The organism is Kushneria konosiri (assembly GCF_002155145.1).
GTDB lineage: Bacteria > Pseudomonadota > Gammaproteobacteria > Pseudomonadales > Halomonadaceae > Kushneria > Kushneria konosiri.
Map to the genome: position 1 here is coordinate 455,174 of NZ_CP021323.1, position 21,765 is coordinate 476,938.

At 61.1% G+C, this 21,765-nt stretch carries 21 protein-coding genes; 19 read left to right on the forward strand and 2 right to left on the reverse strand.

From position 1 onward, the window contains the following. The first annotated feature begins 546 nt into the window (after positions 1-546). The 4 genes from B9G99_RS02150 to B9G99_RS02165 all read left to right on the forward strand — a co-directional run bounded on the left by B9G99_RS02150 (position 547) and on the right by B9G99_RS02165 (position 5,243). Positions 547-1,989, forward strand: coding sequence for a sugar porter family MFS transporter (locus B9G99_RS02150; protein WP_169712212.1), 1,443 nt, complete (start codon positions 547-549; stop codon positions 1,987-1,989). A gap of 177 nt (positions 1,990-2,166) precedes the next feature. Continuing rightward, the gene (locus tag B9G99_RS02155) at positions 2,167-3,018 is read left to right on the forward strand and encodes a putative selenate ABC transporter substrate-binding protein (RefSeq protein WP_086620547.1); all 852 of its coding nucleotides are present in this window, start codon (positions 2,167-2,169) and stop codon (positions 3,016-3,018) included. A gap of 4 nt (positions 3,019-3,022) precedes the next feature. Then, positions 3,023-3,718, forward strand: coding sequence for an ATP-binding cassette domain-containing protein (locus B9G99_RS02160; protein ID WP_086620548.1), 696 nt, complete (start codon positions 3,023-3,025; stop codon positions 3,716-3,718). Next, positions 3,705-5,243: a PhnE/PtxC family ABC transporter permease gene (locus B9G99_RS02165; protein WP_227875888.1), complete on the forward strand. Its 1,539-nt coding sequence runs from the start codon at positions 3,705-3,707 to the stop codon at positions 5,241-5,243. The genes B9G99_RS02160 and B9G99_RS02165 overlap by 14 nt, the downstream gene beginning before the upstream one ends. Before the next feature lie 22 nt (positions 5,244-5,265). Here the strand turns inward: B9G99_RS02165 and B9G99_RS02170 are convergent, their stop codons facing one another. Continuing rightward, a complete protein-coding gene (locus B9G99_RS02170) occupies positions 5,266-6,921 on the reverse strand; it encodes a right-handed parallel beta-helix repeat-containing protein (RefSeq protein WP_086620549.1) in 1,656 nt (551 codons plus the stop codon). A gap of 196 nt (positions 6,922-7,117) precedes the next feature. Here B9G99_RS02170 and B9G99_RS02175 point away from each other — a divergent pair, with 196 nt between their 5' ends. The 15 genes from B9G99_RS02175 (at position 7,118) to B9G99_RS02245 (ending at position 20,795) form a co-directional block, all read left to right on the forward strand. After that, positions 7,118-7,846 carry a beta-ketoacyl synthase chain length factor gene (locus tag B9G99_RS02175; protein ID WP_086620550.1) on the forward strand — a complete coding sequence of 243 codons (729 nt, stop codon included), beginning with the start codon at positions 7,118-7,120 and terminating at the stop codon, positions 7,844-7,846. A 143-nt stretch (positions 7,847-7,989) separates the two neighbouring features. Next, positions 7,990-8,265 carry a phosphopantetheine-binding protein gene (locus B9G99_RS02180; protein ID WP_174678749.1) on the forward strand — a complete coding sequence of 92 codons (276 nt, stop codon included), beginning with the start codon at positions 7,990-7,992 and terminating at the stop codon, positions 8,263-8,265. 17 nt (positions 8,266-8,282) lie between these two features. Beyond that, complete coding sequence (locus B9G99_RS02185) at positions 8,283-8,837, forward strand: COG4648 family protein (protein WP_086620551.1); 555 nt, start codon at positions 8,283-8,285, stop codon at positions 8,835-8,837. Further along, the gene (locus B9G99_RS02190) at positions 8,834-10,555 is read left to right on the forward strand and encodes an ApeI family dehydratase (RefSeq protein ID WP_158521422.1); all 1,722 of its coding nucleotides are present in this window, start codon (positions 8,834-8,836) and stop codon (positions 10,553-10,555) included. The genes B9G99_RS02185 and B9G99_RS02190 overlap by 4 nt, the downstream gene beginning before the upstream one ends. Continuing rightward, the gene (locus tag B9G99_RS02195; protein ID WP_086620553.1) at positions 10,552-11,340 is read left to right on the forward strand and encodes a glycosyltransferase family 2 protein; all 789 of its coding nucleotides are present in this window, start codon (positions 10,552-10,554) and stop codon (positions 11,338-11,340) included. The genes B9G99_RS02190 and B9G99_RS02195 overlap by 4 nt, the downstream gene beginning before the upstream one ends. Further along, on the forward strand, positions 11,337-12,299 hold the full coding sequence (locus tag B9G99_RS02200; protein WP_086620554.1) for an LpxL/LpxP family acyltransferase: 963 nt from the start codon (positions 11,337-11,339) through the stop codon (positions 12,297-12,299). The genes B9G99_RS02195 and B9G99_RS02200 overlap by 4 nt, the downstream gene beginning before the upstream one ends. 44 nt (positions 12,300-12,343) lie before the next feature. Next, positions 12,344-12,949 (forward strand): LolA family protein, encoded by a 606-nt coding sequence (locus B9G99_RS02205; RefSeq protein WP_086620555.1) that lies wholly within the window; start codon positions 12,344-12,346, stop codon positions 12,947-12,949. Further along, positions 12,949-15,267 (forward strand): MMPL family transporter, encoded by a 2,319-nt coding sequence (locus B9G99_RS02210; RefSeq protein ID WP_086620556.1) that lies wholly within the window; start codon positions 12,949-12,951, stop codon positions 15,265-15,267. Before B9G99_RS02205 ends, B9G99_RS02210 begins: the two co-directional genes overlap by 1 nt. Beyond that, positions 15,248-16,558 (forward strand): NAD(P)/FAD-dependent oxidoreductase, encoded by a 1,311-nt coding sequence (locus tag B9G99_RS02215; RefSeq protein WP_227875889.1) that lies wholly within the window; start codon positions 15,248-15,250, stop codon positions 16,556-16,558. The genes B9G99_RS02210 and B9G99_RS02215 overlap by 20 nt, the downstream gene beginning before the upstream one ends. Next, positions 16,555-17,154 carry a DUF3261 domain-containing protein gene (locus B9G99_RS02220; RefSeq protein WP_086620557.1) on the forward strand — a complete coding sequence of 200 codons (600 nt, stop codon included), beginning with the start codon at positions 16,555-16,557 and terminating at the stop codon, positions 17,152-17,154. Before B9G99_RS02215 ends, B9G99_RS02220 begins: the two co-directional genes overlap by 4 nt. After that, entirely contained in the window at positions 17,151-18,329 is a 1,179-nt protein-coding gene (locus B9G99_RS02225; protein WP_086620558.1) for a beta-ketoacyl-ACP synthase, read from the forward strand. The genes B9G99_RS02220 and B9G99_RS02225 overlap by 4 nt, the downstream gene beginning before the upstream one ends. Beyond that, positions 18,322-18,783: a hotdog family protein gene (locus tag B9G99_RS02230; protein WP_086620559.1), complete on the forward strand. Its 462-nt coding sequence runs from the start codon at positions 18,322-18,324 to the stop codon at positions 18,781-18,783. Before B9G99_RS02225 ends, B9G99_RS02230 begins: the two co-directional genes overlap by 8 nt. Before the next feature lie 54 nt (positions 18,784-18,837). Beyond that, positions 18,838-19,560 carry a 3-oxoacyl-ACP reductase FabG gene (gene fabG / locus B9G99_RS02235; RefSeq protein ID WP_086620560.1) on the forward strand — a complete coding sequence of 241 codons (723 nt, stop codon included), beginning with the start codon at positions 18,838-18,840 and terminating at the stop codon, positions 19,558-19,560. An 83-nt stretch (positions 19,561-19,643) separates the two neighbouring features. Continuing rightward, positions 19,644-20,243, forward strand: a complete 600-nt coding sequence (locus B9G99_RS02240) for a class I SAM-dependent methyltransferase (RefSeq protein ID WP_086620561.1) — start codon at positions 19,644-19,646, stop codon at positions 20,241-20,243. An 84-nt stretch (positions 20,244-20,327) separates the two neighbouring features. After that, positions 20,328-20,795, forward strand: coding sequence for a hypothetical protein (locus B9G99_RS02245; RefSeq protein WP_086620562.1), 468 nt, complete (start codon positions 20,328-20,330; stop codon positions 20,793-20,795). Positions 20,796-20,868: 73 nt separating this feature from the next. On the opposite strand, the gene B9G99_RS02250 is transcribed toward B9G99_RS02245, so the two are convergent. Further along, the gene (locus B9G99_RS02250; RefSeq protein WP_086620563.1) at positions 20,869-21,720 is read right to left on the reverse strand and encodes a universal stress protein; all 852 of its coding nucleotides are present in this window, start codon (positions 21,718-21,720) and stop codon (positions 20,869-20,871) included. Positions 21,721-21,765 lie beyond the last annotated feature (45 nt).

The window sequence follows — 21,765 nt, forward strand, 5'->3', positions numbered from 1 at the left end:
GACATTATCCTCGCAACACATTGCTTCACTTCCATCAGGGCAGCCAATAGCAGCCCCGTCATCTGCCCTTGCGGGTACAGACACTGTCGAACCGATACATCTGACATGGCTGGCAAACCGTTGATGCGCTGACATGGCTGCGCGCAACCCTGGTCATGCGTCGTTTGACAGGGACAGGATAGTTCGGTGGTCTCGAGGCTGCATGAAGATCCAATGATATCAGCACTCTTTTGCCTTGGGGATGAGATTTTCAGAACATCCCGATTGCGAAAGCCATCACTTCAGCGCCCGGACATAAGCCTTTGGTCTAAAAAAGGACGATAATGGCTGGCCTTACCCGGGCTTAACAACTTTATTATGGTGCGCACGATTTATGGGACAAGTGCCTTTGTTCATGAATGAAGGCACGGTCCCTTTATATCGACACCGGCCCTTGAACATGAGCGCAAATGCCCGCAATGGCGCAGCACCTGAAAAACGGTACTGCTAATCTGGTGCTGACACGATTAAGCAACCCCCTCACCCTTGCAGTACAAGGAAAATGATATGGTAGGTCACTCGGGCAGCAGCTCAAGCGCTGCACAAAATCAACAGGCAAAACCGGACGCTGTCAGAAATGCCGACATTGTCCCCATGGTATGGCTGAGCTGCGGTCTGGCCGCGCTGGCCGGCCTGCTGTTCGGCATGGACATCGGTGTTATTTCGGGTGCACTGCCCTTTATCGTCAACGAGTTTCATGTCTCCACCCTGATGGAAGGCTGGATCGTCAGCTCCATGATGGTCGGTGCCGCTCTGGGTGCCATGGGGGCAGGTGCCATCTCGCAGCGCTTTGGACGCAAGAAGGCACTTCTCTACAGCTCGCTGCTCTTTTTTGTCGGGGCGCTTGTCGCTGTCGTCTCCACCAGTCCAAACACTCTGGTCATTGCCCGGATTCTGCTGGGACTGGCCGTGGGTGTGGCTTCCTTTACCGCGCCGCTTTATCTCTCGGAAGTCGCCCCGGAAAGAATTCGCGGTACGACCATTTCCTTTTATCAGCTGATGGTGACCATCGGTATTCTGGCTGCCTTCATGTCCAATCTGGCCTTTAGCTACATTGAAAGCTGGCGCTGGATGTTTGGCGTGCTGATGATTCCGGCCGCGATGCTGTTCATCGGTGTGCTCATGGTTCCCAATAGCCCGCGCTGGCTGGCCTCACGCGACCGCTTTGATGAAGCGCGCGCGGTACTTAACAAGCTGCGCAGCAGCAAGACCGAAATCGACTATGAGATGGGCGAAATCGAGGAGAGCATCAACGCCGAGCAGAAAAGCCGCGGCTTCCAGATGTTCAAGGAAAACCCCAATTTCCGCCGCTCCGTGATGCTGGGCGTCTGTCTGCAACTGGTACAGCAGTTCACCGGCATGAACGCAATCATGTATTTCGCGCCCCAGATCTTCCAGATGTCAGGGTTTGAAGGTACTGCCGCTCAGCTCTGGAGCACGGTGGCGACCGGTCTGGTCAACGTACTGGCGACCTTTATTGCCATCGGTTTTGTTGATCGTCTGGGCCGCAAGCCCATCCTGTATGCAGGCTTTGCCGTCATGGCCGCCAGCATGGCCGTTCTGGCCTCGATTCTGGTCATTGGCCCGACAACCACCTTCCTGCAGTACACCGGCATGGCGTCGCTTCTGATCTTTGTGGCCGGCTTTGCCATGTCGGCAGGCCCGCTGATCTGGACCCTGTGTGCCGAGATCCAACCGCTCAATGGCCGCGATTTCGGCCTGAGCTGCTCAACGGTCGCCAACTGGGTAGGCAACTTTGCCATCGGCCAGTTCTTCCCGGTCATGATTGCGGCCATCGGCGGCGCCATGACCTTCGGCATCCTGTCGGTTCTCAACGTGGTCTTTATCATCTTCACCCTGCTGTTGATCCCGGAAACCAAGGGCATCTCGCTTGAGAAGATCGAAAAGAACCTGATGAGCGGCAAACCGCTGAAGGACATCGGCAGCTGAGCTTTTGGTGCCCTTGTGCTCGAAAGGCCCCTCTCTTATGAGAGGGGTTTTTTCTATTCGCCTGACCGTCACAACGTGTCAGAGCACACAAAAATATCAGCAGTAGCGTATATAGCCCTCATGGCGTGCTAGCATGCACGCTTCCTACCTACTCGACGCTTCTGAGGAGTTTCCCCGATGCGCAGGCTCGTTGCCCTTTCTCTTATCATGCTGAGCACTTCAGCACTCGCCGACACCTTCCGTTTTACGGCCATTCCCGATGAGGATGAAGCAAGGCTGGTGGAGCGCTTTGACAAGGTGGCCGACTATCTGTCCGAGAAAACGGGGCTGGATGTCGAGTATGTTCCGGTCAAATCCTACGCCGCGGCGGTCAGCGCCTTTCGAAACGACCAGGTTCAGCTGGCCTGGTTTGGTGGGCTGACCGGCGTTCAGGCACGCCAGATCGTGCCCGGCTCAAAAGCCATTGCGCAGGGCAAGGAAGACGCCGAATTCAAGACCTATTTCATTGCCAACGCCGATACGGGGCTGAAGGCCGATCAATCCGAACTGCCGGATGATATTCGCGGCAAGACCTTTACCTTCGGTGCCAAGACTTCAACATCCGGCCGTCTGATGCCTGACTACTATCTGCGTGAGCGCTTTGATGAAGCCCCTGACAAGGTCTTTTCCCACGTGGGGTACTCGGGCGATCACACCCGGACCATGGCACTGGTCGAGTCGGGCGCCTTTGATATTGGTGCGCTCAACTACACGGTGTGGGACGCCGCCGTGGCCGATGGCCGCGTCGATACCGACAAGGTACACGTGATCTGGTCCACGCCAACCTATCCGGATTACCAGTGGACCATTCGTGGCGATGTCGATGACCACTACGGCGCCGATACGACGCAGCATGTTCAAAAGGCACTGCTGGACATGACCGACCCCGACCTGTTGTCGAGCTTCCCCCGTGAAGGCTTTATCCCCGCTTCCAACGAGGATTACGCCCCCATCGAAAAGGTCGGCAAGGAGCTGGGGCTGCTGCGATAAGGCCATGCTGGAAACTGCTACTGTCGGGTCGAACGCCGCGAACGTACTTGCCGGGTTTGACCACGCCCGTCTCGGTCACGACGATCATGTTGTTTTCCCTGACCTGACGCTGCGCATCTCGCAGGGCGATCGTATCGCCCTGCTGGGTCGCAGCGGTGTGGGCAAGTCGACCCTGCTCGACGCGCTGCGCGTTCGGCTCGGCGACCAGGCCGCCTGGTGTCCACAGGCCAATGCTCTGGTGCCGACGCTTTCGGCCTATCACAACATTTACATGGGCCGCCTGGCCCATTACTCACGCTGGCAAAACCTGATCAATCTTTTGCGCCCCAGGCCAACCTGCTGGCAGGAGATCGGCGAGCTTGCTGGCACCCTGGGGCTGGACGGACTGCTCCGGCGCCAGGTCGATCAGCTCTCCGGCGGTCAGCAGCAGCGTGTCGCCATTGCGCGAGCGCTGTATCAAAGGCGTCCGGTCTTTATCGGAGATGAACCGGTGGCCAGCGTCGACCCCCGTCAGGGTGTTCGACTGCTGGAGATGATCAACGCCTGCCATCAGACCTGCGTGGTCGCCCTGCACCAGCGCGAACTGGCACTGGCTCATTTTGATCGCATCATCGGTCTGGATGACGGGCACATCATCATTGATGCCCCGGCCAGCGAGCTTTCGTCACACGATCTTGACGTGCTCTATGCCACGAACTGAGAGGCCTCCCGGCGGATTCAGCTGGCTGCGCGGCGACAATATGGGCGCCAGACTCTTGCGTCTGACCCTGATCATGCTGGCCATCACTCTGACACTGCTGCCGCTGGCAGATCTGTCGATCACCACCAGTGATCCGTGGAAGGAACTGGGGCGCATGCTTCAGGGAATGATCCTGCCGGACATCACTGCGACCGAATCCCCCCTGCACGCCCTGATTCTGACCATTGCCTTTGCGCTGTGGGGCGTAGTGCTGGGCATGGTACTCGGATTTCCACTGGCACTGATTTTCATGCGTTCTCGCCTGGTGAGAAGCCTGTGCGCCTTTGTGCGAGCCATCCACGAGATTTTCTGGGCCCTGCTGTTTCTTCAGGTTTTCGGGCTGTCTGCCATTACGGCGTTGACCGCCATTGCCTTGCCCTATGCCGCAACGTTTGCCAAGGTCTATGCCGAAATTCTGGCCCAGATCGATCGAAGCGCCTCGCGGACGCTATCGCCTCGCACCGACAGGCTATCGCGCTTTGTGTATACCGAACTCCCGCTGGCCTGGCAGCGGCTGTCCGGATATACCCGCTACCGTTTTGAATGCGCCTTGCGCGCCAGCGTCCTGCTGGGGTTTGTGGGGCTGCCAACGCTGGGCTATTACATGGAAAGCGCCTTTCGCCAGGGGCGATATCACGAAGGAGGCGCCTTGCTGTGGGCCTTTTACCTCTTGATTGCCCTGCTGCCGTGGTGGGCACACCGCCGCCTGTTGCTGCCCTGGCTGCTGGGCACGGCGTTCTTGCTGGGGCCCTGGCCCAGCGTCAATCCGACGCTTTTGTGGCAGTTTTTAAGCCATGACATCTGGCCGCAGCCGCTACTGGAAGGCGATCTCGCCGCCATGCCGCAGTGGCTTGCCCGGCTGCCGGATATTTTACCCGCCGTTGGCAATACGCTGCTGCTGGGGCTGATGAGCACCGTGGGGTCCCTGATGGTCTGCCTGCTGGCCTGGCCACTGGTCAGCCGTCATTTTGGCAACCAGACCACGCGCACCGTGGGACGCGGCGCGCTGATCATCATGCGCTCGACCCCGGAGCTGCTGCTGGCCTTTATTCTGCTACTGCTGACCGGCCCGTCCCTGCTGCCGGCGTGGATAGCGCTGTCGCTGCATAACGGCGCTCTGATCGCCTTTCTGGCGGCGCGACATGCCGATGAGATCACCCCCGGTCTGCCCGGCATTCGCGGAATCAATCTATACAGCCATGAGCTTCTGCCGCGCATCTATCCCGGCATTCTGGCGCTTTTGTTTTACCGCGCCGAGGTCATCATGCGCGAGACGGCGCTACTGGGGATGCTGGGTGTGGTAACGCTGGGCTTTCATATCGACTCAAGCTTTGAGTATCTGATGTTCGATCAGGCCGTCGCCCTTTTGATGGTGACGGCCGTCATCAATATGGCCGTGGACGTACTGTCGCGGCGACTGCGTCCGGACGCCCTGCCAGAGCGCCGCGACGAACCCCGACCGACCCCGGTCGGCGAAAGCGTTTAGCGACGCCTGACAAGGCCTGCTTTCACCCAGGGTAAAAGATCGAGAGATTGAAGCTCTCCGGCAGGGTCGGCTGCCCGCTCTTGCGATCAACGAAGCGGACTCGAAAGCCTTTCCATGCCTGGTATTTCACCGAGCCCGAGTAGGCCGAGAGATACTCGATACCATCGTGGATGATGCCGGCATCGTCTACCGTGACCGTGATGATCGGATCACGCAGTTCCACTTCTCCCTCCGGGAAGGAGAATTCGACCTTCCCCTTGTCGACGGCCTCACAGCGCGCGAAGAAGTCGCAGCCCGGCCCATCGCCACCCTTGCGCCATTTGACGAACTGAGGGATGCCGGTCAGGGCATGACGCACCGTGCCCTTTTTATCCACCAGCGACGTCTCGCCCACTACGCCGGGGCGCCCCCGGTTCACCCGGTAATCGTCATACAATACCTTGTCATCGCCGCCGACCTGAGAAGCAAAGCGCAGGCGGCCATCCCAGACCCCCTTGTTGCCCGACTCCGTGTCGGTATCGAACACCACGTCGCCTCCAGGGCCGCTATGGCGCAGGACGATCGGGTTGGTCTGACGGGTCTTTTCGGAGCGGCTTGACTGGATCACCAGCGGTGTGGCTTCCTTCCAGGCATCCGCCTCGGCACGTATCGAGTCCGGCGACAGGCGCAACGCATTACCGGTTGAATTACGAATGACGACCTCGCCACCGTCCAGTGACACACCGCCCATGCTGCCACTGTGCTTGTCACTGGCGAAAACGTTGGTCCAGCCATAAACGCAGGTATTGGAAGTGGCAAAGCAATCCATGAACTGCTGCCCCTTGGTTGTCCGAACACAGGGCCATGGGGACTCACCATTGTTGCGGCCTTCCCACCAGTTGCCGATAAAGCTCGAGCGATAAATTAAACCGGCGCGAATGGCATCGCCCTTCAGAGCCTCGAAAATATTATCCTGAAAGGTCGCCCCGTAGACATCCTTATCGAAGATGATCGCATTGTCGGTATAGTTAAACTCGTTTCCAACAAAACGTGCTGTTGTGGAATTTCCCTTCTTTCTATCTTCAACCTTGACTCCGGTACGCATGCCAACAAAGGTACAGCGCAGCAGGCTGTAATTGACCATGATTTCTTTAACAAGAATGGCCGTATTGGCAGAAGAAAAGTGGACGTTTTCCACCACAGTATTGTAGCCATGGCTATCGATATAGATGCCTTCCCATTTTCTTTTGGCTTCACTGTTTGAGAAGCTGAGATCGCGTATTACCGGGCCATGACCGGTAAACATGGCGTTATTACCCAGCGAATGAAAAGGAATCAGCATGGCATTGGTTTCGCGCTTGTTGCGCTGACGGCCGGGTCCAATGAGGTTCTTGCCGTTAAGATCGACCGTCTGTCCGATCGCATAGCGCCCGGGCGGTACATAAAGACTATTGACGATGCTGGAGCGCGCCGCTTTTACAAAGGCTGCCGAGCTGTCGCGCTTGCCGGTCGGGTCGGCCCCCCAGTAAATCACGTTGTTGCGGGCGGTCATGTCGAGCGCATCGGATCGCTCACGTGACTCGCTGGCCTGCGCACGCTCAGGGGCAGCCATGGCTCCCGCCATGCCTGCAACAGGCAGCAGGGCCAGTGCACGACGCATGAAGCGCCGGCGGTTGCGATCATCTGTAGAAAGCGCCATTCCAAACTCCGTATAAAGCCATAAAAGGCCTGAATCAGGGGACTATCACACCTGTTTTGGACAGATACTGCCATGCCATTGTGGCGATCATCGGCTGAAGTCCTTCACCATACACATCTGTCACGTTTGTCATACTCAAGGTTTATGAAACCACGCCTGCCGCTTACAATCAGATGTCATTTTTCGGGAGGCTCGCATGGCCTGCTTATCCCATGCTGATACAGCACCACCTTTACTCTATCTCCATCGCTGGCGCGCCTGGCTGCCCGAACGCGATGGTCAGGACATGCCAGCCTGTGTGATCACCGATGAAAAGCCTGCCGCGGCAAGCGTGCCGGCCCTGCTGCGACGACGGCTGACACCTCTGGGACGCGCCGTGTGCACGCTGCTCGGTGACATGGGCACCCATGAACGTACATCCATGCCGGTGCTGCATGCCTCACGCCACGGGGACGGCCATCGTCCACTGGACATGCTTGATACGCTTTTTGAAGGAGAGCCGCTGTCGCCTGCCCGTTTTGGCCTGTCGGTCCACAACGCCGTGCTTGGCGTCTACTCGATTGCCTTTGGCAATTACGCCTCGATGGCCGCACTGGCTGCTGCCGGTGAAGAATTCGAGGCGCTTTTAAGCGAAGCTCGAGGCTATCTGGCGGAGGGACATGACAGCGTCATGCTGGTGCTGACCGACTCACCGGTTCCCGATCGTTACCGTATTCAGACCCAGGCGCCGCAGTCGCCCTCCGCCATGCTGATGGAACTGTCGCTCTCGCCTGCTGCCGGTGCCATCGGCCTGCAGGCAACGCCTGTCGAATCCTCTGCCGACCTGCTTCCGACCGTGACACCGCCGCTGCTGGTTGACTGGCTGATGGGACGGCATGAGCTGACGACACGCGCCCCTCGGCTTGGCTGGCAGATCAACGCGTGAAGCCGGACATCACACGGCGGATAGCGCCCCAAACCATGCCCGGTTCTGGCATCATATGCCGCCCGAACATACCAGGCAGATGACGCTCCAGCGGCGTATTCATCGTCTCGAACACGACAACAGGGACTTGAGGAGAACACCACATGGCCAATACGGCATTGACCGATCTTGAACGCGATGTTGCCAACATGATCATCGAAGCGCTGGAGCTTGAAGACATTACAGCCGACGACATCGAGCCCGAAGCGCCCCTGTTTGGCGACGGGCTGGGGCTGGACTCGATCGATGCACTGGAGCTGGGTCTGGCGCTGCAAAAGCGTTACGGCATCCGACTGGACAGCGATGCCGAGGAAAACCGCGAGCACTTTGCCAGCCTCAGACAGCTCAGCGCGCTGGTCGCCGAGCGTCGCAACGACTGAGGTTCATGATGGGAGCCATGCCTGCCGGACGCCCCGGAACACGTCACTGGTCATCGTCGCTTTCGATGGTGCTGTTTCCGGTGGCCCTCTGGATCGTTCTGCCGCTATGGGGTACCCGGGCCCTGCTGATCACCTTTGTCCTTCTTGCAGGCCTTCAATGGCTAGCGGGGCTTCATCGCCTGCGCTGGGCGACGGTGTTGATAATCCTGCTGGCCCTGCTGCTGGGCGGGCAGGCAGAACTGGGCATTCGGCTTTATCCGGTCATCATCAATGTCTCGCTGGCACTGGTCTTTCTGGGCAGCCTGCGCACCACGCCCCTGATCGAGCGCCTGGCGCGCCTGTCAGAGCCCGACCTGCCACCCGCAGGGGTGCGCTACACCCGTCGTGTGACCTGGGTGTGGGGCATTTTCATGACGATCAACGCCCTCGTGGCCCTGGCGCTGGCGCTTTGGGCGCCCCTGCAGGTCTGGCAGATCTACACCGGTGCCATCAGCTATCTGCTCGCGGCCCTGCTGATGGCCGGTGAATGGCTGGTGCGTCAGCGCGTTCGGCGCACAACGGTGCACGCATGACTCATCATTTCTTCTGCGCGCCGTCACTGATCCGCTGCCCGTGGTTATCGGGTGAAGCCGACGATATCGTCGCCCAATCAGGACAGCGGGTACGCACTCGCGGTGAACTGCGCAAGGCCATTACGGCCTGGGCCAACACGCCGCTGCCGGCAGGCCGGGATGTCGCTCTTTATGACAGCGATCCCTGGCGGTTTACGACGGCTCTGCTCGGCCTCTGGCACGCCGGCCATCGGGTCTGGCTGCCCGGCGACAACCTGCCCGAAACCGTGGATCATCTGCGCCGGCGCCATCTGACCCTGCTGGGCGAGTTTGTCGATGCGCGGGTGCCCACGGCACCGGTGACACAGACGCCGCCCGTTGCCGAACTGTCGCCCGATCAGGACGCCGTGGTGCTGTTCACCTCAGGCTCAAGCGGCGACCCTACCCCGATCTTTCGCACTCTGGGCCAGCTCGAGGCCGAGGTTGCCGCCTTTGAACGACACTGGCCGCTCGCGCAGGGGGTGGTCATCAGTCAGGTCAGTCACCAGCACACCTGGGGGCTCACCGCCGGACTTTTACGCGCGATTGCTACCTCGCACCCCTTCGGGCTCGAGATCGTGACATGGCCCGAAACGCTGGCCGAGTGGCTCACTCATCTGCCGGTCAGCGCCCTGATCAGCTCGCCGCCTCAACTTTCCCGTCTGCCGGACAGTACGACCGGCATGCCGAAGCGCGCCCCCGGTCGCATCTTCAGCGCCGCCGCCCCCTTGCCACATGACGCTGCCATGCAGGCCGAGGCATTGATGGGCAGCGAGCTCATCGAGATCTACGGCAGCTCGGAAAGTGGTGCCATTGCCTGGCGCAGGCCCTGTCGTGATACGACCTGGCAGGCCCTTGATGATGTCATGCTGCGCCGCGACAGTGGACGTATCCTTTTGCGATCAGGACGTCTGCCCGAGCCGGAGCGCTGGCACGAGCAGGCCGACCACATTGAACTGCTCGACGAGCACCCTGCCCGCTTTACCCTTCACGGGCGCGCCGACCGCATCGTCAAGGTGGCCGGCAAGCGCGTCTCACTGGAGGGGCTAGCCCGGCATATCGAGCGTTTTTCTGGCGTTACAAGCGCCCGCTGTCTGACCATCGATCACTCGGGCGGCCGCATTGGCGCCGTCGTTGCCATGACCGAAGAGAGTATTGCCCATGATCATGACATGCGCAGAGCCCTCATCAGCGCCCTGCGACAGCATCTGGCCAATGCCTTCGAGCCGGTGGTGCTGCCGCGCTTCTGGCGCTTTGTTCACCGTTTGCCGGTCAACGCACAGGGCAAGCTGACCCAGGCCATGGCACGCCATCTTTTTGATGATCTGGACGATCGACGGCAGCCACGCTGGCTGGACATCGAGTCCCCGACGCTTGATCAGCGCCGGATCACGCTTGAGATCCCGGAGCGGCTGGCGGCACTAGAAGGCCACTTCCCGGGTCGCCCGATCGTGCCCGGCATTGCCCTGATTCACTGGGCGCGCCAGCAGGCCGAGCGCCTGTTCGGCGAACCGGATCGGTGGCGGGACATGCGCCGAGTACGCTTTCCCGCACCGCTGTTGCCGGGCGATCGCGCCGTCATGACCCTGACCCGTCAGCGTGATGACCTGAATATCACCGTGGCATCGCATCGGGGTCAGCATCTGCAACTGCGCCTGCTTGGTGTCGATCCGCCCACCGGCGACCGGGAGCCTTCATGAATCGTCCCTCTGACCGTGCAGCGTTTACGCCCTGCGTGCTGATACCCGTCTACAACCACGAGCATGCCATCGTGGCCACCTGTGAAGGTCTGGCCGACCTGCAGCTGCCTATCGTGCTGATCGACGATGGCAGCAACGCGGCCTGCGCCGCTGTACTCGATCATCTGGCACAGGCAAGCGATGTACACCTGCTGCGCCTGCCGCACAATCGCGGCAAGGGATACGCCGTCCGCCATGGTCTTGCGCATGCTCAAGGCCTCGGGTTTACCCATGCGCTTCAGGTCGATGCCGATGGCCAGCATGATCACGCCAGTCTGCCGCCCTTTATCGAAGCGGCCAGACAGGCCCCCGAACGGCTTTTGATCGGCTATCCGCGCTTTGACCACAGCGTGCCGCTTCACCGTTTTATCAGCCGCTACATCACCCATGTGTGGGTCTGGTTCAACACACTGTCGACGACACTGCGCGATACGATGTGCGGCGTGCGTCTTTATCCGCTGGTTCCGCTCAATGCCATGCTCTCGCGTCGCGGCTGCGGCAATCGCATGGAATTTGATACCGAGGTGCTGGTGCGCTGGTTCTGGGCCGGTCATCCGGTCGACAACCTGCCGGTGCGGGTGACCTATCCCACCGATGGCGTGTCCCACTTTCGCCTGTTTCGGGATAACGTTTTGATGGCGCGCATGCACCTGCGCCTGACGCTGGGCATGCTGATACGACTGCCGATGCTGCTCCTCAGGCGCTGTCGGTACCGGCGCGAGGCGCAACACAAGAGCTCTTCATGACATCATCACAACGCAAACGCACGCCGCGCCACTGGTCGGCCATCAGGGAGTCCGGCTCGCTGGGGGGCATCAAACTGATGCTCGCCATTTACGACCGCTTCGGCGCGCGTGCCTATCAGGGCGTCCTGTTTCTGGTCGGGGTCTATTACTGGCTGCGCCGCCCGATCGCCCGACGCGCCTCACGTGAATACCAAAAGCGTCTCAAGGCCTTTTATCCCTCGGTATCGCTGCCGCGTCTGACCACCGTGCGCCATTTCACTACCTTCGGCACGGCCATTCTGGACAAGGTGCTGGCGCTTTACGGTCGCATCGCCCCCGAGTCCATTCATATCGAGCAACGTGAAACGCTCCGGGCCGCCATCGACTCCGGTCAGGGCGGCATCATCGTGGTCACGCATCTGGGCAGCCATGAAGTCTGTCAGGCGCTGGGGCGACTGCGTCGCGACCTGAAGATGAGCGTGGTCATGCATACCCAACACGCCCAGCGCTTCAACTCCCTGTTCAACGACATCGACCGCCCCCTGTCAGTAGAGATCATCGAGGTCAGTGACATGGGGCCCGGCACGGCCCAGCGACTTCAGGCCCGCGTCACCGAGGGGGGCTTTGTGGTCATCGCCGCCGACCGCGACCCCATCGACTCAGGTGCCCGACGTCGATGGATCGATTTTCTCGGCCGACCGGCCCCTTTCCCCGAAGGGGCCTTCTGGCTGGCCATGCTGTTGCGCTGCCCGCTGTATCTGCTGGTCTGTGCCCGCCAGGGTCAATCGCATCACGTACACTTTGAATCGCTGGGGGATGCCACAAGCCTTTCACGGCGGACGCGTGAGGCCTGGATGGACAGCACCATGAAACACTTTGTCTCGCGGCTGGAACACTTCTGCTGTCGCTATCCGCTACAGTGGTTCAACTTTTACCCGTTCTGGCAGTCCGAAAAGCAAAACGCTCGTCCACCCCGTTAAACCTCGGACACCCGCTGTCCTGAAGGCCCAGGAGCTTGAGTTACATGTCTTGTCGCACGCGTTTACGATCGCTGAGTCTTCTCGCTGTTACCCTTCCACTGTGGATGGTCGCTCTGCCGGCCAGTGCCATGAGCCTTGAGACCCTGGCAGACCATCTGGCCACTCAGGGCGACGTCTCCGGGCGTTTCGAGCAGACCCGTTACCTGGCCGACCTGGATACCCGGATCGATGGTCATGGTCACTACCGCTTTGAACAAAGCGATCGCGTGATCTGGTCACTGGAGTCACCGGTAGAAGAGACCATGGAGCTTTCAGGTTCAGGCATCGAGCGTAACGGTGAACACATCAACGATGATCCGGCCGGCGTGGCGACGCTGATCATGCAACTGCTCAATGGCCAGTTCTCGGCGCTGGCAGACCGCTTTGACATCACCCTTGAAGGCGATCAGGCGAACTGGCACGCCACGCTGGTACCAAGACAGCAGGGTCTGGCGAACTATCTCCATACCATTGACATGCACGGTGATGCGCGCCTTGAGCAGATCGACATGGCCATGGCCGACGGCGATCGCCTCGACATTCACCTGCTACCGCCGGAAGAGAGCCCCGGCACTTCTGAAACCGATGCGCAACAGGCGCCTTCATCGTAATGCGTCGGCTGCGACTACCGGCACTGTTATGGGGACTGGTGCTGACGACCTGTCTGATCTTCAGTATCTGGCAGCTGCTGCGCGGGGCGAGTCTTGATACCCGCATCACGGCGCTGCTGCCCGAGACCCACCAGTCTCCCGGAGTAGACCGCGCCAACGATCAGCTCAGCGCGCCCTTTACGCACCGCTTTGTGCTGCTGCTCGATGCCGAACAACCCGGCGAGGCGGCAACCCGGCTGGCAAGGGATCTTGAGGCGGCAGGCGTTGTCAGCGAACTTCGCTATCGCCCGGGTGACTATCAGCTCGACAGTTTGCTGGAAGTGCTGGGGCCGTCGCGCTATCGGCTGCTCAGCGATGATCTGCGTGCAACCATCGACAGCGGCGACACCGACGACCTGCGTCGTCAGGCGCTCGCCTCGCTGGTCATGCCGACCGGGATCGACCAGCACCCGGTGCGTGATCCCTTCGGATTGCTTAACCGCTGGCTCGACAGCCAGCTCTCGGCCCGCTTTGATACACGAGGCGATCTGGTCACGCTCAGAGTCGATGACCGCGACCTTGTCGTCATGACCGGAACGCTTGCAGGCAACGCCTGGGATACAGGGCTGCAGGATCGTCTCACCGATGCCATCACAGGGTTTCAAAAGGCACATCCTGGGGTGCATCTATGGCGCTCCGGCATGGTCTTTCACGCAGCCGATGGCGCTCATCAGGCCAGAAGTGAAATCGGCACCATCGGGCTGGGCTCGCTGATCGGCGTCCTGCTCATTTTGCTGGTGGTGTTTCGTTCCCCGATCACGATTGCCACCCTGCTGCTGCCGCTGGCGACCGGCGGGGTGTTTGCACTGGCGATCACGCTGTGGTGGTTTCAGGGCATTCACCTGCTGACCATCGCCTTTGGCAGCAGCCTGATCGGTGTGGCCATCGATTACGCCCTGCATCTTCAGTGCGCCCGCGTACTGGCCGGCCGAACATTTCGACTGCGTACCATGTTGCCCGGGCTGGCACTCGGACTGGTCACCAGCGTCATGGCCTACGTGGTCCAGGCCTTTACGCCCATGCCCGGGCTTCGCCAGATGGCGGTGTTTGCCGGCTGTGGTCTGATCGGTGCCTGGCTGACGGTAGTGCTATGGCTGCCCATGACGCGCGTGCGCACCACGCCTGGCACTCAAAAACTGGCGGGGCGGCTCTGGCAGGTGCTCGAACGACTTCGCGGTCGGCTCGGCCCGCGCCTGGCACTGATACTGGCCGTGATCGCCGTGACCATTGCCGGCGTTCGCCTGCAGGGCGATGACAGTCTGCGCTTGCTCAATACCTCGTCACAGCAGCTTCTCGGCGATGAAGCGCTGATTCAGCGCGAGCTCGGACGGGATACCGGCACGGTCTATCTGCTGATCACGGCCCACGACAGTGAAGGCTTTCTCGGCCGGGTGGAATCGCTTGATCCGATGCTGGATGAGCTAGTAGAGGAAGGTCATCTGGGCGGTCATGCCAGCCTGGCCGACCATGTCCCATCCGGGTCGCGCCAGAGTGCCAACCTTGAACGCAGCCGCATGCTCTACCAGCAGCAGCTTGATCACGTCTACACCTCGGCAGGGCTGCCGCCGGCACTTTATGAGCGCGCCATGGCCATGCTTGAACAGTCGCCGCCGCTGACGCTGGATCGATGGCTTGCAAGCCCACTGGGCGAGAGTGATCAGCGCCTGTGGCTGGGCGATATCGACAAGGGTCAGGTCGCCGGCATGATCACGCTCAATGGCGGTCTCGACAGGAGTGCGCGTCAGCGGCTGGAGAGTCTGGCACGCGGCGATGAACACATCGAACTGGTCGACCGGGTCGAGCAGATCAGCAACGTATTGGGCAAGCTGCGCCGCCAGATTGCACAGTGGGTCGCCGGTTCCCTTGTGGTGCTGACCCTGATGCTTGCATTGCGCTACCGCTGGCGCACCTGGCGCGTCATCGCCCCGGCCGGCGGCGCCATCCTGACCGTGTTGACGCTCTATGCCCTGCTGGGCGTGCCGCTCAATCTGTTCCATCAGCTGGCGCTGCTGCTGGTGCTGGGGATCGGACTGGACGCCGGCATCTTCATGCAGGAACATCCCAGAGCGCATCATGCCTGGCTTGCGATTACGCTATCGATCGTCTCAAGCCTTCTGGCCTTTGGTCTGCTGGCCTTTAGTGCCACGCCGGCGCTGCATCATATCGGCATGACCACGCTGATCGGCCTTGCCAGTGTCTGGCTGCTCGCAGCACTGGTGCAGCCTCCCCTGTCCGGGAATCAGACAACGACCTTCGACCATGAACATGACCATGGATAACGCCATGACCACTTTCCCGTGCCGCCCTGTCGAGACCGAAATGCCGCTGCATGACACCGAGGTGGCCATCATCGGGGCAGGTCCTGCCGGCGCCGTGGCAGCCGCCATGCTGGCCGAGGCCGGCCATCGCGTCGTCGTGATCGAGGCGGCGCACTTCCCCCGTTTTTCCATCGGCGAAAGTCTGTTGCCGCAGTGTCTGATGGACCTTGAAACGGCAGGGCTGGCCGATGTGGTCTCGGATGCCGGCTATCAGATGAAAAATGGCGCCCGTTTTGTTCGAGGCGATGCGAGGGTCGACATCGATTTTCAGGACAAGTCGAGCGAGGGGACCGGGCAGGCCTGGCAGGTCGAGCGGGCCGACTTCGATCAGCGTCTGATCGAGGCTGCCTGTGAGCGCGGTGCCGAGGTGCATTTTGGTCAGCGGGTCACGGCTTTTGACCGTCAAACCGGGGTTCCGGTACTGACCATTTGCAATGAGCAGGATCACTACTGGCGGCTCAGAGCCCGCTTTGTGCTCGATGCCAGCGGTCTGGCCCAGGTGCTGGGACGGCTTGAGAACACCCTGGAAGAGACGCATCTCACACCGCGTCAGGCCTTGTTCACCCATCTATCGCTGACGCCCGAGGCCTGTCGCGAGCACGGTTTTGACCGCACCAAGATTCAGATCGGGCTGCATCCGAAGGCCAATGTCTGGTACTGGGTGATTCCCTTTGCCAACGGCCGGGCCTCGACCGGTTTTGTGGGCGCATCTGAAGAGCTTTCACAACTGACGACTTCGGCGACCGACGTCTCCCAGCGCTTTCAGGCGTGCTTCAATGCCTTTAATGAACTGGGCGACTGGCTTGATCCCGCCACGCCTCATCGCGATGTGGCAGCACTTGGCGGTTACAGTCGCAATGTCACCACGCTCACCGGTCCGGGGTATGCCATTCTGGGCAACGCCGGCGAGTTCCTCGACCCCATTTTTTCTTCAGGCGTCACTATCGCCGTGCGCTCGGCCTGTCTGGCCGTGCCGCTGGTCAGGGCACAGCTGGAGGGCCGGGTCGTGGACTGGCAGGAAGAGTTCGAACGCCCGCTGCGCCACGGCATCGACACCTTTCGCGCCTTTGTGGACGCCTGGTACGACGGCCGACTGCCGGCCATCATCTTTCATCCCGAGCCGCCGGCCTACCTGCGGCGCATGATCAGCGCCGTGCTGGCAGGCTACGCCTGGGATGACGACAACCCCTTCGTCAACCAGCCGCGTCAACATCTCGACACGCTGGCCCAACTGTGTGGACACGCCGCATGACCCCCACTTTTCTGCCCCGACGCCTCTGGAGCGCCGCGCTCCTGTTGATGCTGACTCTGCTGGCCGGCTGTAGTGCGCCCGCCATGGCCCCTCAATCGGCGCCCGGCTGGCAGGGTGAGACGCAAACGCTCAAGCGCAAGCTGGCCATCACGCCCTTTGATGCCTCACGCCCCGAGCAGACGCTTTTGTCGGTCATTCGCCTCTCCGAGGAAGGAATGCGCGTGGTCATCGCCACCCCCACCGGTCAAAGACTGTTCACGCTGGTGCGTGACGAGCAGGGCGCGCGCTACACCCAATCGATCATGGATGAGCCCCCCTTCCCGGCCAAATGGTTCGCCCAGCGTCTGGAATGGAGCCTGCGACCTGAATCCGAGCTGACGGCAGCCTTCAAGGACAGTGCCTGGCGAGTGCAGGATCAGCGCTTTGAACACGGTCGGGTTCGCAAGATCCTTGACGGCGACACGCTCATGGCTCGCATCGATACCATTGACCACCCCGTCGATCAGGCCCATGACGTGTTGACCGACTTTCAGATTGGCTATCGCATGGTCATCACGCCCTTCGGTGACGCTCAAGACGCCGGAGGGATGCCATGACGCGTGTCGACTGCCGACTCTCCTCACCGGCCGTGATCTGCAGCCTTGGCGGAGATCACGAGACCATTGTGACGGCGCTGGCCACGGGACAGCGCGGGCTCACCGACAGCGACCGCTATACGCCCGGACGCGTGCTGGCACTCGGTGATGTCACGATGCCGCTGGTCTCCTCCGAGGGCTGGCCGGCCGAGCATGCCAGCCGCAACAACCGCCTCATTGCCACGGCGCTGAAGGCGCTTGGACCGCAGCTGGATGAGGCGCTCAAGCGCCACGCGCCGGATCGTATCGCAGTGGTCATGGGCACCAGTACCTCGGGCATATCGGAAACCGAGGCGGCCATTGCCCGCACCGGGCCCGGCAATGACTTTGACGAACGCTATCGCTATGCCCATCAGGAGCTTGGCGCGCCGGCTCACTTCATTCGCGCACACCTTGGGCTCTCGGGGCCGGCCTGGACCCTCTCCACGGCCTGCAGTTCCGGCGCCCGTGCGCTGAGCGCGGCAAGACGCCTGCTGCTCTCCGGTCAGGCGGACGCCGTGATTGCCGGTGGTGCCGACACCCTGTGTCATCTGACCGTGCATGGCTTTGACGCACTGGGGGCAATCAGCGATGCACCGTGTCAGCCTTTCACGGCAGATCGATGCGGCATCAACATCGGTGAGGCGGCGGCGCTCTTTATCGTGACCCGGGAGCCTGGCGGCGTTCAGCTGACCGGCTACGGAGAAAGTTCGGATGCCCATCACATTTCGGCACCGGCGCCGGATGGACATGGCGCCATCAAGGCCATCCGCCAGGCGCTCGACATGGCCGGCCGCACGCCGGAGGAGATTGACTATCTCAATCTGCACGGCACGGCGACTCCGCATAACGATGCGATGGAAGCGCTGGCCCTTCATGACGTCTTTGGCAGCCGCCAGCCGCCGGCGAGTTCGACCAAGGCGCTGACCGGCCATACGCTGGGCGCGGCAGGGGCGCTTGAAGCCGCCTTTTGCTGGCTGGCGCTGGAACACGGCTTTCTGCCGCGTCATGTCCATGATCAGCCCCTTGATCCGTCACTGATGCCACTGGCGCTGGTAAATGCCGAGACAACCGGACAACCGCGCGTGGCGCTTTCCAACGCCTTTGCCTTTGGTGGCAACAATGCCGCTCTGGTGCTGGAGCGTCACGATGGCTGAATCCGGCTCAGGATCTGACTGGCCGCCCATGGCCTCACTGGTGCCACACCAGGGGCCGATGTGTTTGCTCGATCACGTCGTGAATGCCGATGAGCGCCACATCGTGGCGGCGGTCATCTCCTCATCCAACAGCCTGTTTGCCGATGAAAGGGGGATTCCGGTACAGGTGGCACTGGAGTGGATGGCCCAGGCCTCGGCGGCCTGGTCAACCCTGCAGCCCCGTGAGGGCGGCACGCCCAGACAGGGCATGCTGCTGGGCGCCCGTCGGTTCGAGGCCAATATTGATCACCTGGCCCTTGATCAGCCTCTGGAGGTCAGGGTCAGTGTGGATACCGTCGCCGACAGTGGCCTGGGGACCTTTGAAGGGGTGCTCTACCGAGCCGGTAATACCTGCGAAAACGACTGGCTGGCCAAAGCGACGCTGAGCGTTTTACAGACTCCGACCGACGCCTGATCGCTTTTCCTTCACCGCCTACGAACATACTTTCCAACGCTATCGGAAGATGACATGCCACAGACCATCCTGATTACGGGCGCCAGTCGGGGCATCGGCCGGGCAGCCGCCCTGCGCCTGGCGCGTGACGGCTTTGATATCGTCGTGCACTACCGCCACAGCGAGGCCCAGGCTCGCGCCGTTGTCGATGAGATTACGGCCATGGGACGCCAGGCGCGCCTGCTGTCGTTCGATGTCGGAGACCGCGATGAAGCGCGCGCATCTCTTGAGGCCGATATCGCCGAGCACGGGGCCTACCATGGCGTAATACTCAACGCCGGCTTTCATCAGGATGCGCCCTTTCCCGGCATGTCCGATGAACAGTGGGACAGCGTGCTCAACGTGGATCTGGGCGGGTTTTACAATGTCCTCAGGCCGCTGGTGATGCCCATGATTCAGCGCCGAAAGCCCGGGCGCATCGTGGTACTCTCCTCCGCCGCCGGCGTGATCGGCAATCGCGGCCAGGTCAACTATGGCGCGGCCAAGGGCGGCCTGATTGCCGCCAGCAAGTCCCTGGCGCTTGAGCTGGCCAAAAGAAGGATCACGGTGAACTGTATTGCGCCGGGCTGGGTCAATACCGACATGACCGATGACATCGATGTGGACATCAAAAAAATCGTCCCGATGCAGCGCATGGGGGACGCCGAGGAGGTAGCCGGCGTCATCAGCTTTTTATGTTCGGATGACAGCAGCTACGTGACTCGCCAGGTCATTGCCGTCAACGGTGGACTGTTCTGATCGCGCCTTTTCAGGCCAGCCTCAGGCAGGGCGCCCTTCTCCCATGTTTCGTAGCACAATACGATAACAATGAGAGGCGACACATGACGTTCAAGGCAGCATTGTATGGCTGGACGGCCACGACCCTTCGCACGCTGGATCATCACGGTGTCCGACTGCGTTATCCCTACCGTGATCGCATCATGTTCGAAAACCACATTCTGCCGGCCATCGCCGGCGATGACAGCATTAGACGAGTGCTGATGGTGGGTTGCGGCTGGTATACCCACCACTATCCGGCGCTGCTTGGGGATACGGAGGTCACCACCATCGACCTGGACGCCGCCAAGCGACCCTTTGGCGGCGACAGCCATATCGTGGGCAACCTGACCACACTTGGCGATCATATCCCTGACGAAGGGCTCGACGCCGTACTGTGCAACGGTGTGCTGGGCTGGGGGCTGAACGAGCCGGCCGATGTCGAACAGGCCTTTACCGCCTGCATCGACTGCCTGCGTCCCGGTGGATTACTGCTGTTGGGCTGGAATAACCACCCCCCTTATAACCGGGTCAGCCCCGAAGATATTCCGGCATTTGCCGGCCTTGAGCCCGTCAGGGTGCCGGGACTTGATGCGCACCGGATTGTGGCCCTGCCGCGAAACCAGCACTGTTTTCAGGCCTTTCAAAAACCGTTTTCAGACTGAGTCCCGCGCAGTGGCCTTTCGCAAACGTGTGTGAAAGGCTACATTGTGCACCCTGCCTTTTTGATACCTCCCGGAGGACGTTCGATGACCTTCCACCTGCCCTTTAAAGTCTCACTGGCTGCCGCCATGACGGGCGCCCTGATCATGCTGGCCACGGCAGGCCCTGCACAGGCACGCAACACCTTTCTGATGCAGCCGCTGTCCGAGGTCATGACGCAGCCCGAGGCGCAGGAAAAGCTCGACCCCTCGATCCGGCTCTATTTTGCCGACCAGCAGCATCCGGCCATTCAGACACGTCGCGGCGGCTTTTATAGCTCCAACAAGGTACGCGCAGCCCTGCGTACCGATGATGAATCCTGTCGTCTGGCGGCACTTCAGTCGCTTCTGGCACTGCAGGAACGCGCCCGTCAGGTCGGCGCCAACGCCATCGTCAACATCACCAGTTACTACGAACAGCGCGCCAACCCGGACAGTCAGCGTTATGAGTGCCGTGCCGGCAACGTGGTGACCGAGGTGGCCTTCAAGGGCGACATGGTCACTCTGGGGCAGTAACGCCTCTCGTAAAGACGATCAAAAAAGGGGCGCCCGACCGGGCGCCCCTTTTTGCTGGCATTCAAGGAGTTAATCAACGCATCAAAAGAATGGCACCCGGCATGGCCTCCAGCAGCTTGTGGGTCGTACTGCCCATCAAAAAGCGCCGCAGCGAACTGTGTCCGTAAGCGCCCATGGCGACAAAATCAACGCCATGTTCATGAGCATAGGCCGGCAGCTTGCGCCCGGCATCCCCCTCCAGAGTAACGGGCTGCGCGTCGATACCGGCCGCCCTCAGCAGTTCGGCACCACGCTCGGCCGGCGCCCTGTCAGCAGGCTCGCCGACATGCACCACATGCGTTTCGAGCCCTTCAAGCCAGCCCCATCTGACCAGTCGCGAAAGCTGCTCAAGCCCACGCTCGCTGCCATCAAAGGCGACCATGGCCCGGACCGGCACCTGAAAGCGGGTCGGGGCAATCAGCATGGGCACTTCCAGATGCTGCGCCAGATCTTCCAGATGCGCGCCCAGTGAGGTGTCTTCGCCCCCATGATCGTGCTGATGGCCACACCGTCCCAGCACCAGTAGATCATCGCTCTGGCACTGTTCACGCAGGCTCTCAGCCAGCACGCCGTGGCGCTGCTGCACATCCAGCATCAACGTGTCATCTGCAAGGCGCGCCTTGAGCGCCTCGAGCATGCGCTTGCCCTCTTCACGCGCCTGACGGGCGGCCCGCCCCTCCTCTTCGGTGCGCTCTTCCAGCATTCGCTCGCGGGTGCCCAGCCCGATCTGGCCGGAATAGTCCTCATGCGTCATGGCGCGATGCTCCAGCACATGCAAAAGACACAGCGGTGCCTCGATCCGGCGAGCCGCCCAGGCCGCATAGTCACCGATGGCGCTGTCGGCGCGCGCCTGATCATCGAAGCAGGCAATGATGGTTCTGCTCATGGAAATCTCCCGAAACGCGAGTCTTTGTTCGAGTGTGGCTCATAC

What these genes read in the sequence shown, in the direction of transcription:
- B9G99_RS02200 (WP_086620554.1), top strand. Translation starts at nt 11,337, where the DNA reads ATGACATCATCACAACGCAAACGCACGCCGCGCCACTGGTCGGCCATC.
- B9G99_RS02210 (WP_086620556.1), top strand. Translation starts at nt 12,949, where the DNA reads ATGCGTCGGCTGCGACTACCGGCACTGTTATGGGGACTGGTGCTGACG.
- B9G99_RS02155 (WP_086620547.1), top strand. Translation starts at nt 2,167, where the DNA reads ATGCGCAGGCTCGTTGCCCTTTCTCTTATCATGCTGAGCACTTCAGCA.
- B9G99_RS02230 (WP_086620559.1), top strand. Translation starts at nt 18,322, where the DNA reads ATGGCTGAATCCGGCTCAGGATCTGACTGGCCGCCCATGGCCTCACTG.
- B9G99_RS02190 (WP_158521422.1), top strand. Translation starts at nt 8,834, where the DNA reads ATGACTCATCATTTCTTCTGCGCGCCGTCACTGATCCGCTGCCCGTGG.
- B9G99_RS02215 (WP_227875889.1), top strand. Translation starts at nt 15,248, where the DNA reads ATGAACATGACCATGGATAACGCCATGACCACTTTCCCGTGCCGCCCT.
- B9G99_RS02225 (WP_086620558.1), top strand. Translation starts at nt 17,151, where the DNA reads ATGACGCGTGTCGACTGCCGACTCTCCTCACCGGCCGTGATCTGCAGC.
- B9G99_RS02240 (WP_086620561.1), top strand. Translation starts at nt 19,644, where the DNA reads ATGACGTTCAAGGCAGCATTGTATGGCTGGACGGCCACGACCCTTCGC.
- B9G99_RS02150 (WP_169712212.1), top strand. Translation starts at nt 547, where the DNA reads ATGGTAGGTCACTCGGGCAGCAGCTCAAGCGCTGCACAAAATCAACAG.
- B9G99_RS02205 (WP_086620555.1), top strand. Translation starts at nt 12,344, where the DNA reads ATGTCTTGTCGCACGCGTTTACGATCGCTGAGTCTTCTCGCTGTTACC.
- B9G99_RS02245 (WP_086620562.1), top strand. Translation starts at nt 20,328, where the DNA reads ATGACCTTCCACCTGCCCTTTAAAGTCTCACTGGCTGCCGCCATGACG.
- B9G99_RS02220 (WP_086620557.1), top strand. Translation starts at nt 16,555, where the DNA reads ATGACCCCCACTTTTCTGCCCCGACGCCTCTGGAGCGCCGCGCTCCTG.
- B9G99_RS02175 (WP_086620550.1), top strand. Translation starts at nt 7,118, where the DNA reads ATGGCCTGCTTATCCCATGCTGATACAGCACCACCTTTACTCTATCTC.
- fabG (WP_086620560.1), top strand. Translation starts at nt 18,838, where the DNA reads ATGCCACAGACCATCCTGATTACGGGCGCCAGTCGGGGCATCGGCCGG.
- B9G99_RS02180 (WP_174678749.1), top strand. Translation starts at nt 7,990, where the DNA reads ATGGCCAATACGGCATTGACCGATCTTGAACGCGATGTTGCCAACATG.
- B9G99_RS02185 (WP_086620551.1), top strand. Translation starts at nt 8,283, where the DNA reads ATGCCTGCCGGACGCCCCGGAACACGTCACTGGTCATCGTCGCTTTCG.
- B9G99_RS02195 (WP_086620553.1), top strand. Translation starts at nt 10,552, where the DNA reads ATGAATCGTCCCTCTGACCGTGCAGCGTTTACGCCCTGCGTGCTGATA.
- B9G99_RS02170 (WP_086620549.1), bottom strand. Translation starts at nt 6,921, where the DNA reads ATGGCGCTTTCTACAGATGATCGCAACCGCCGGCGCTTCATGCGTCGT.
- B9G99_RS02250 (WP_086620563.1), bottom strand. Translation starts at nt 21,720, where the DNA reads ATGAGCAGAACCATCATTGCCTGCTTCGATGATCAGGCGCGCGCCGAC.
- B9G99_RS02165 (WP_227875888.1), top strand. Translation starts at nt 3,705, where the DNA reads ATGCCACGAACTGAGAGGCCTCCCGGCGGATTCAGCTGGCTGCGCGGC.
- B9G99_RS02160 (WP_086620548.1), top strand. Translation starts at nt 3,023, where the DNA reads ATGCTGGAAACTGCTACTGTCGGGTCGAACGCCGCGAACGTACTTGCC.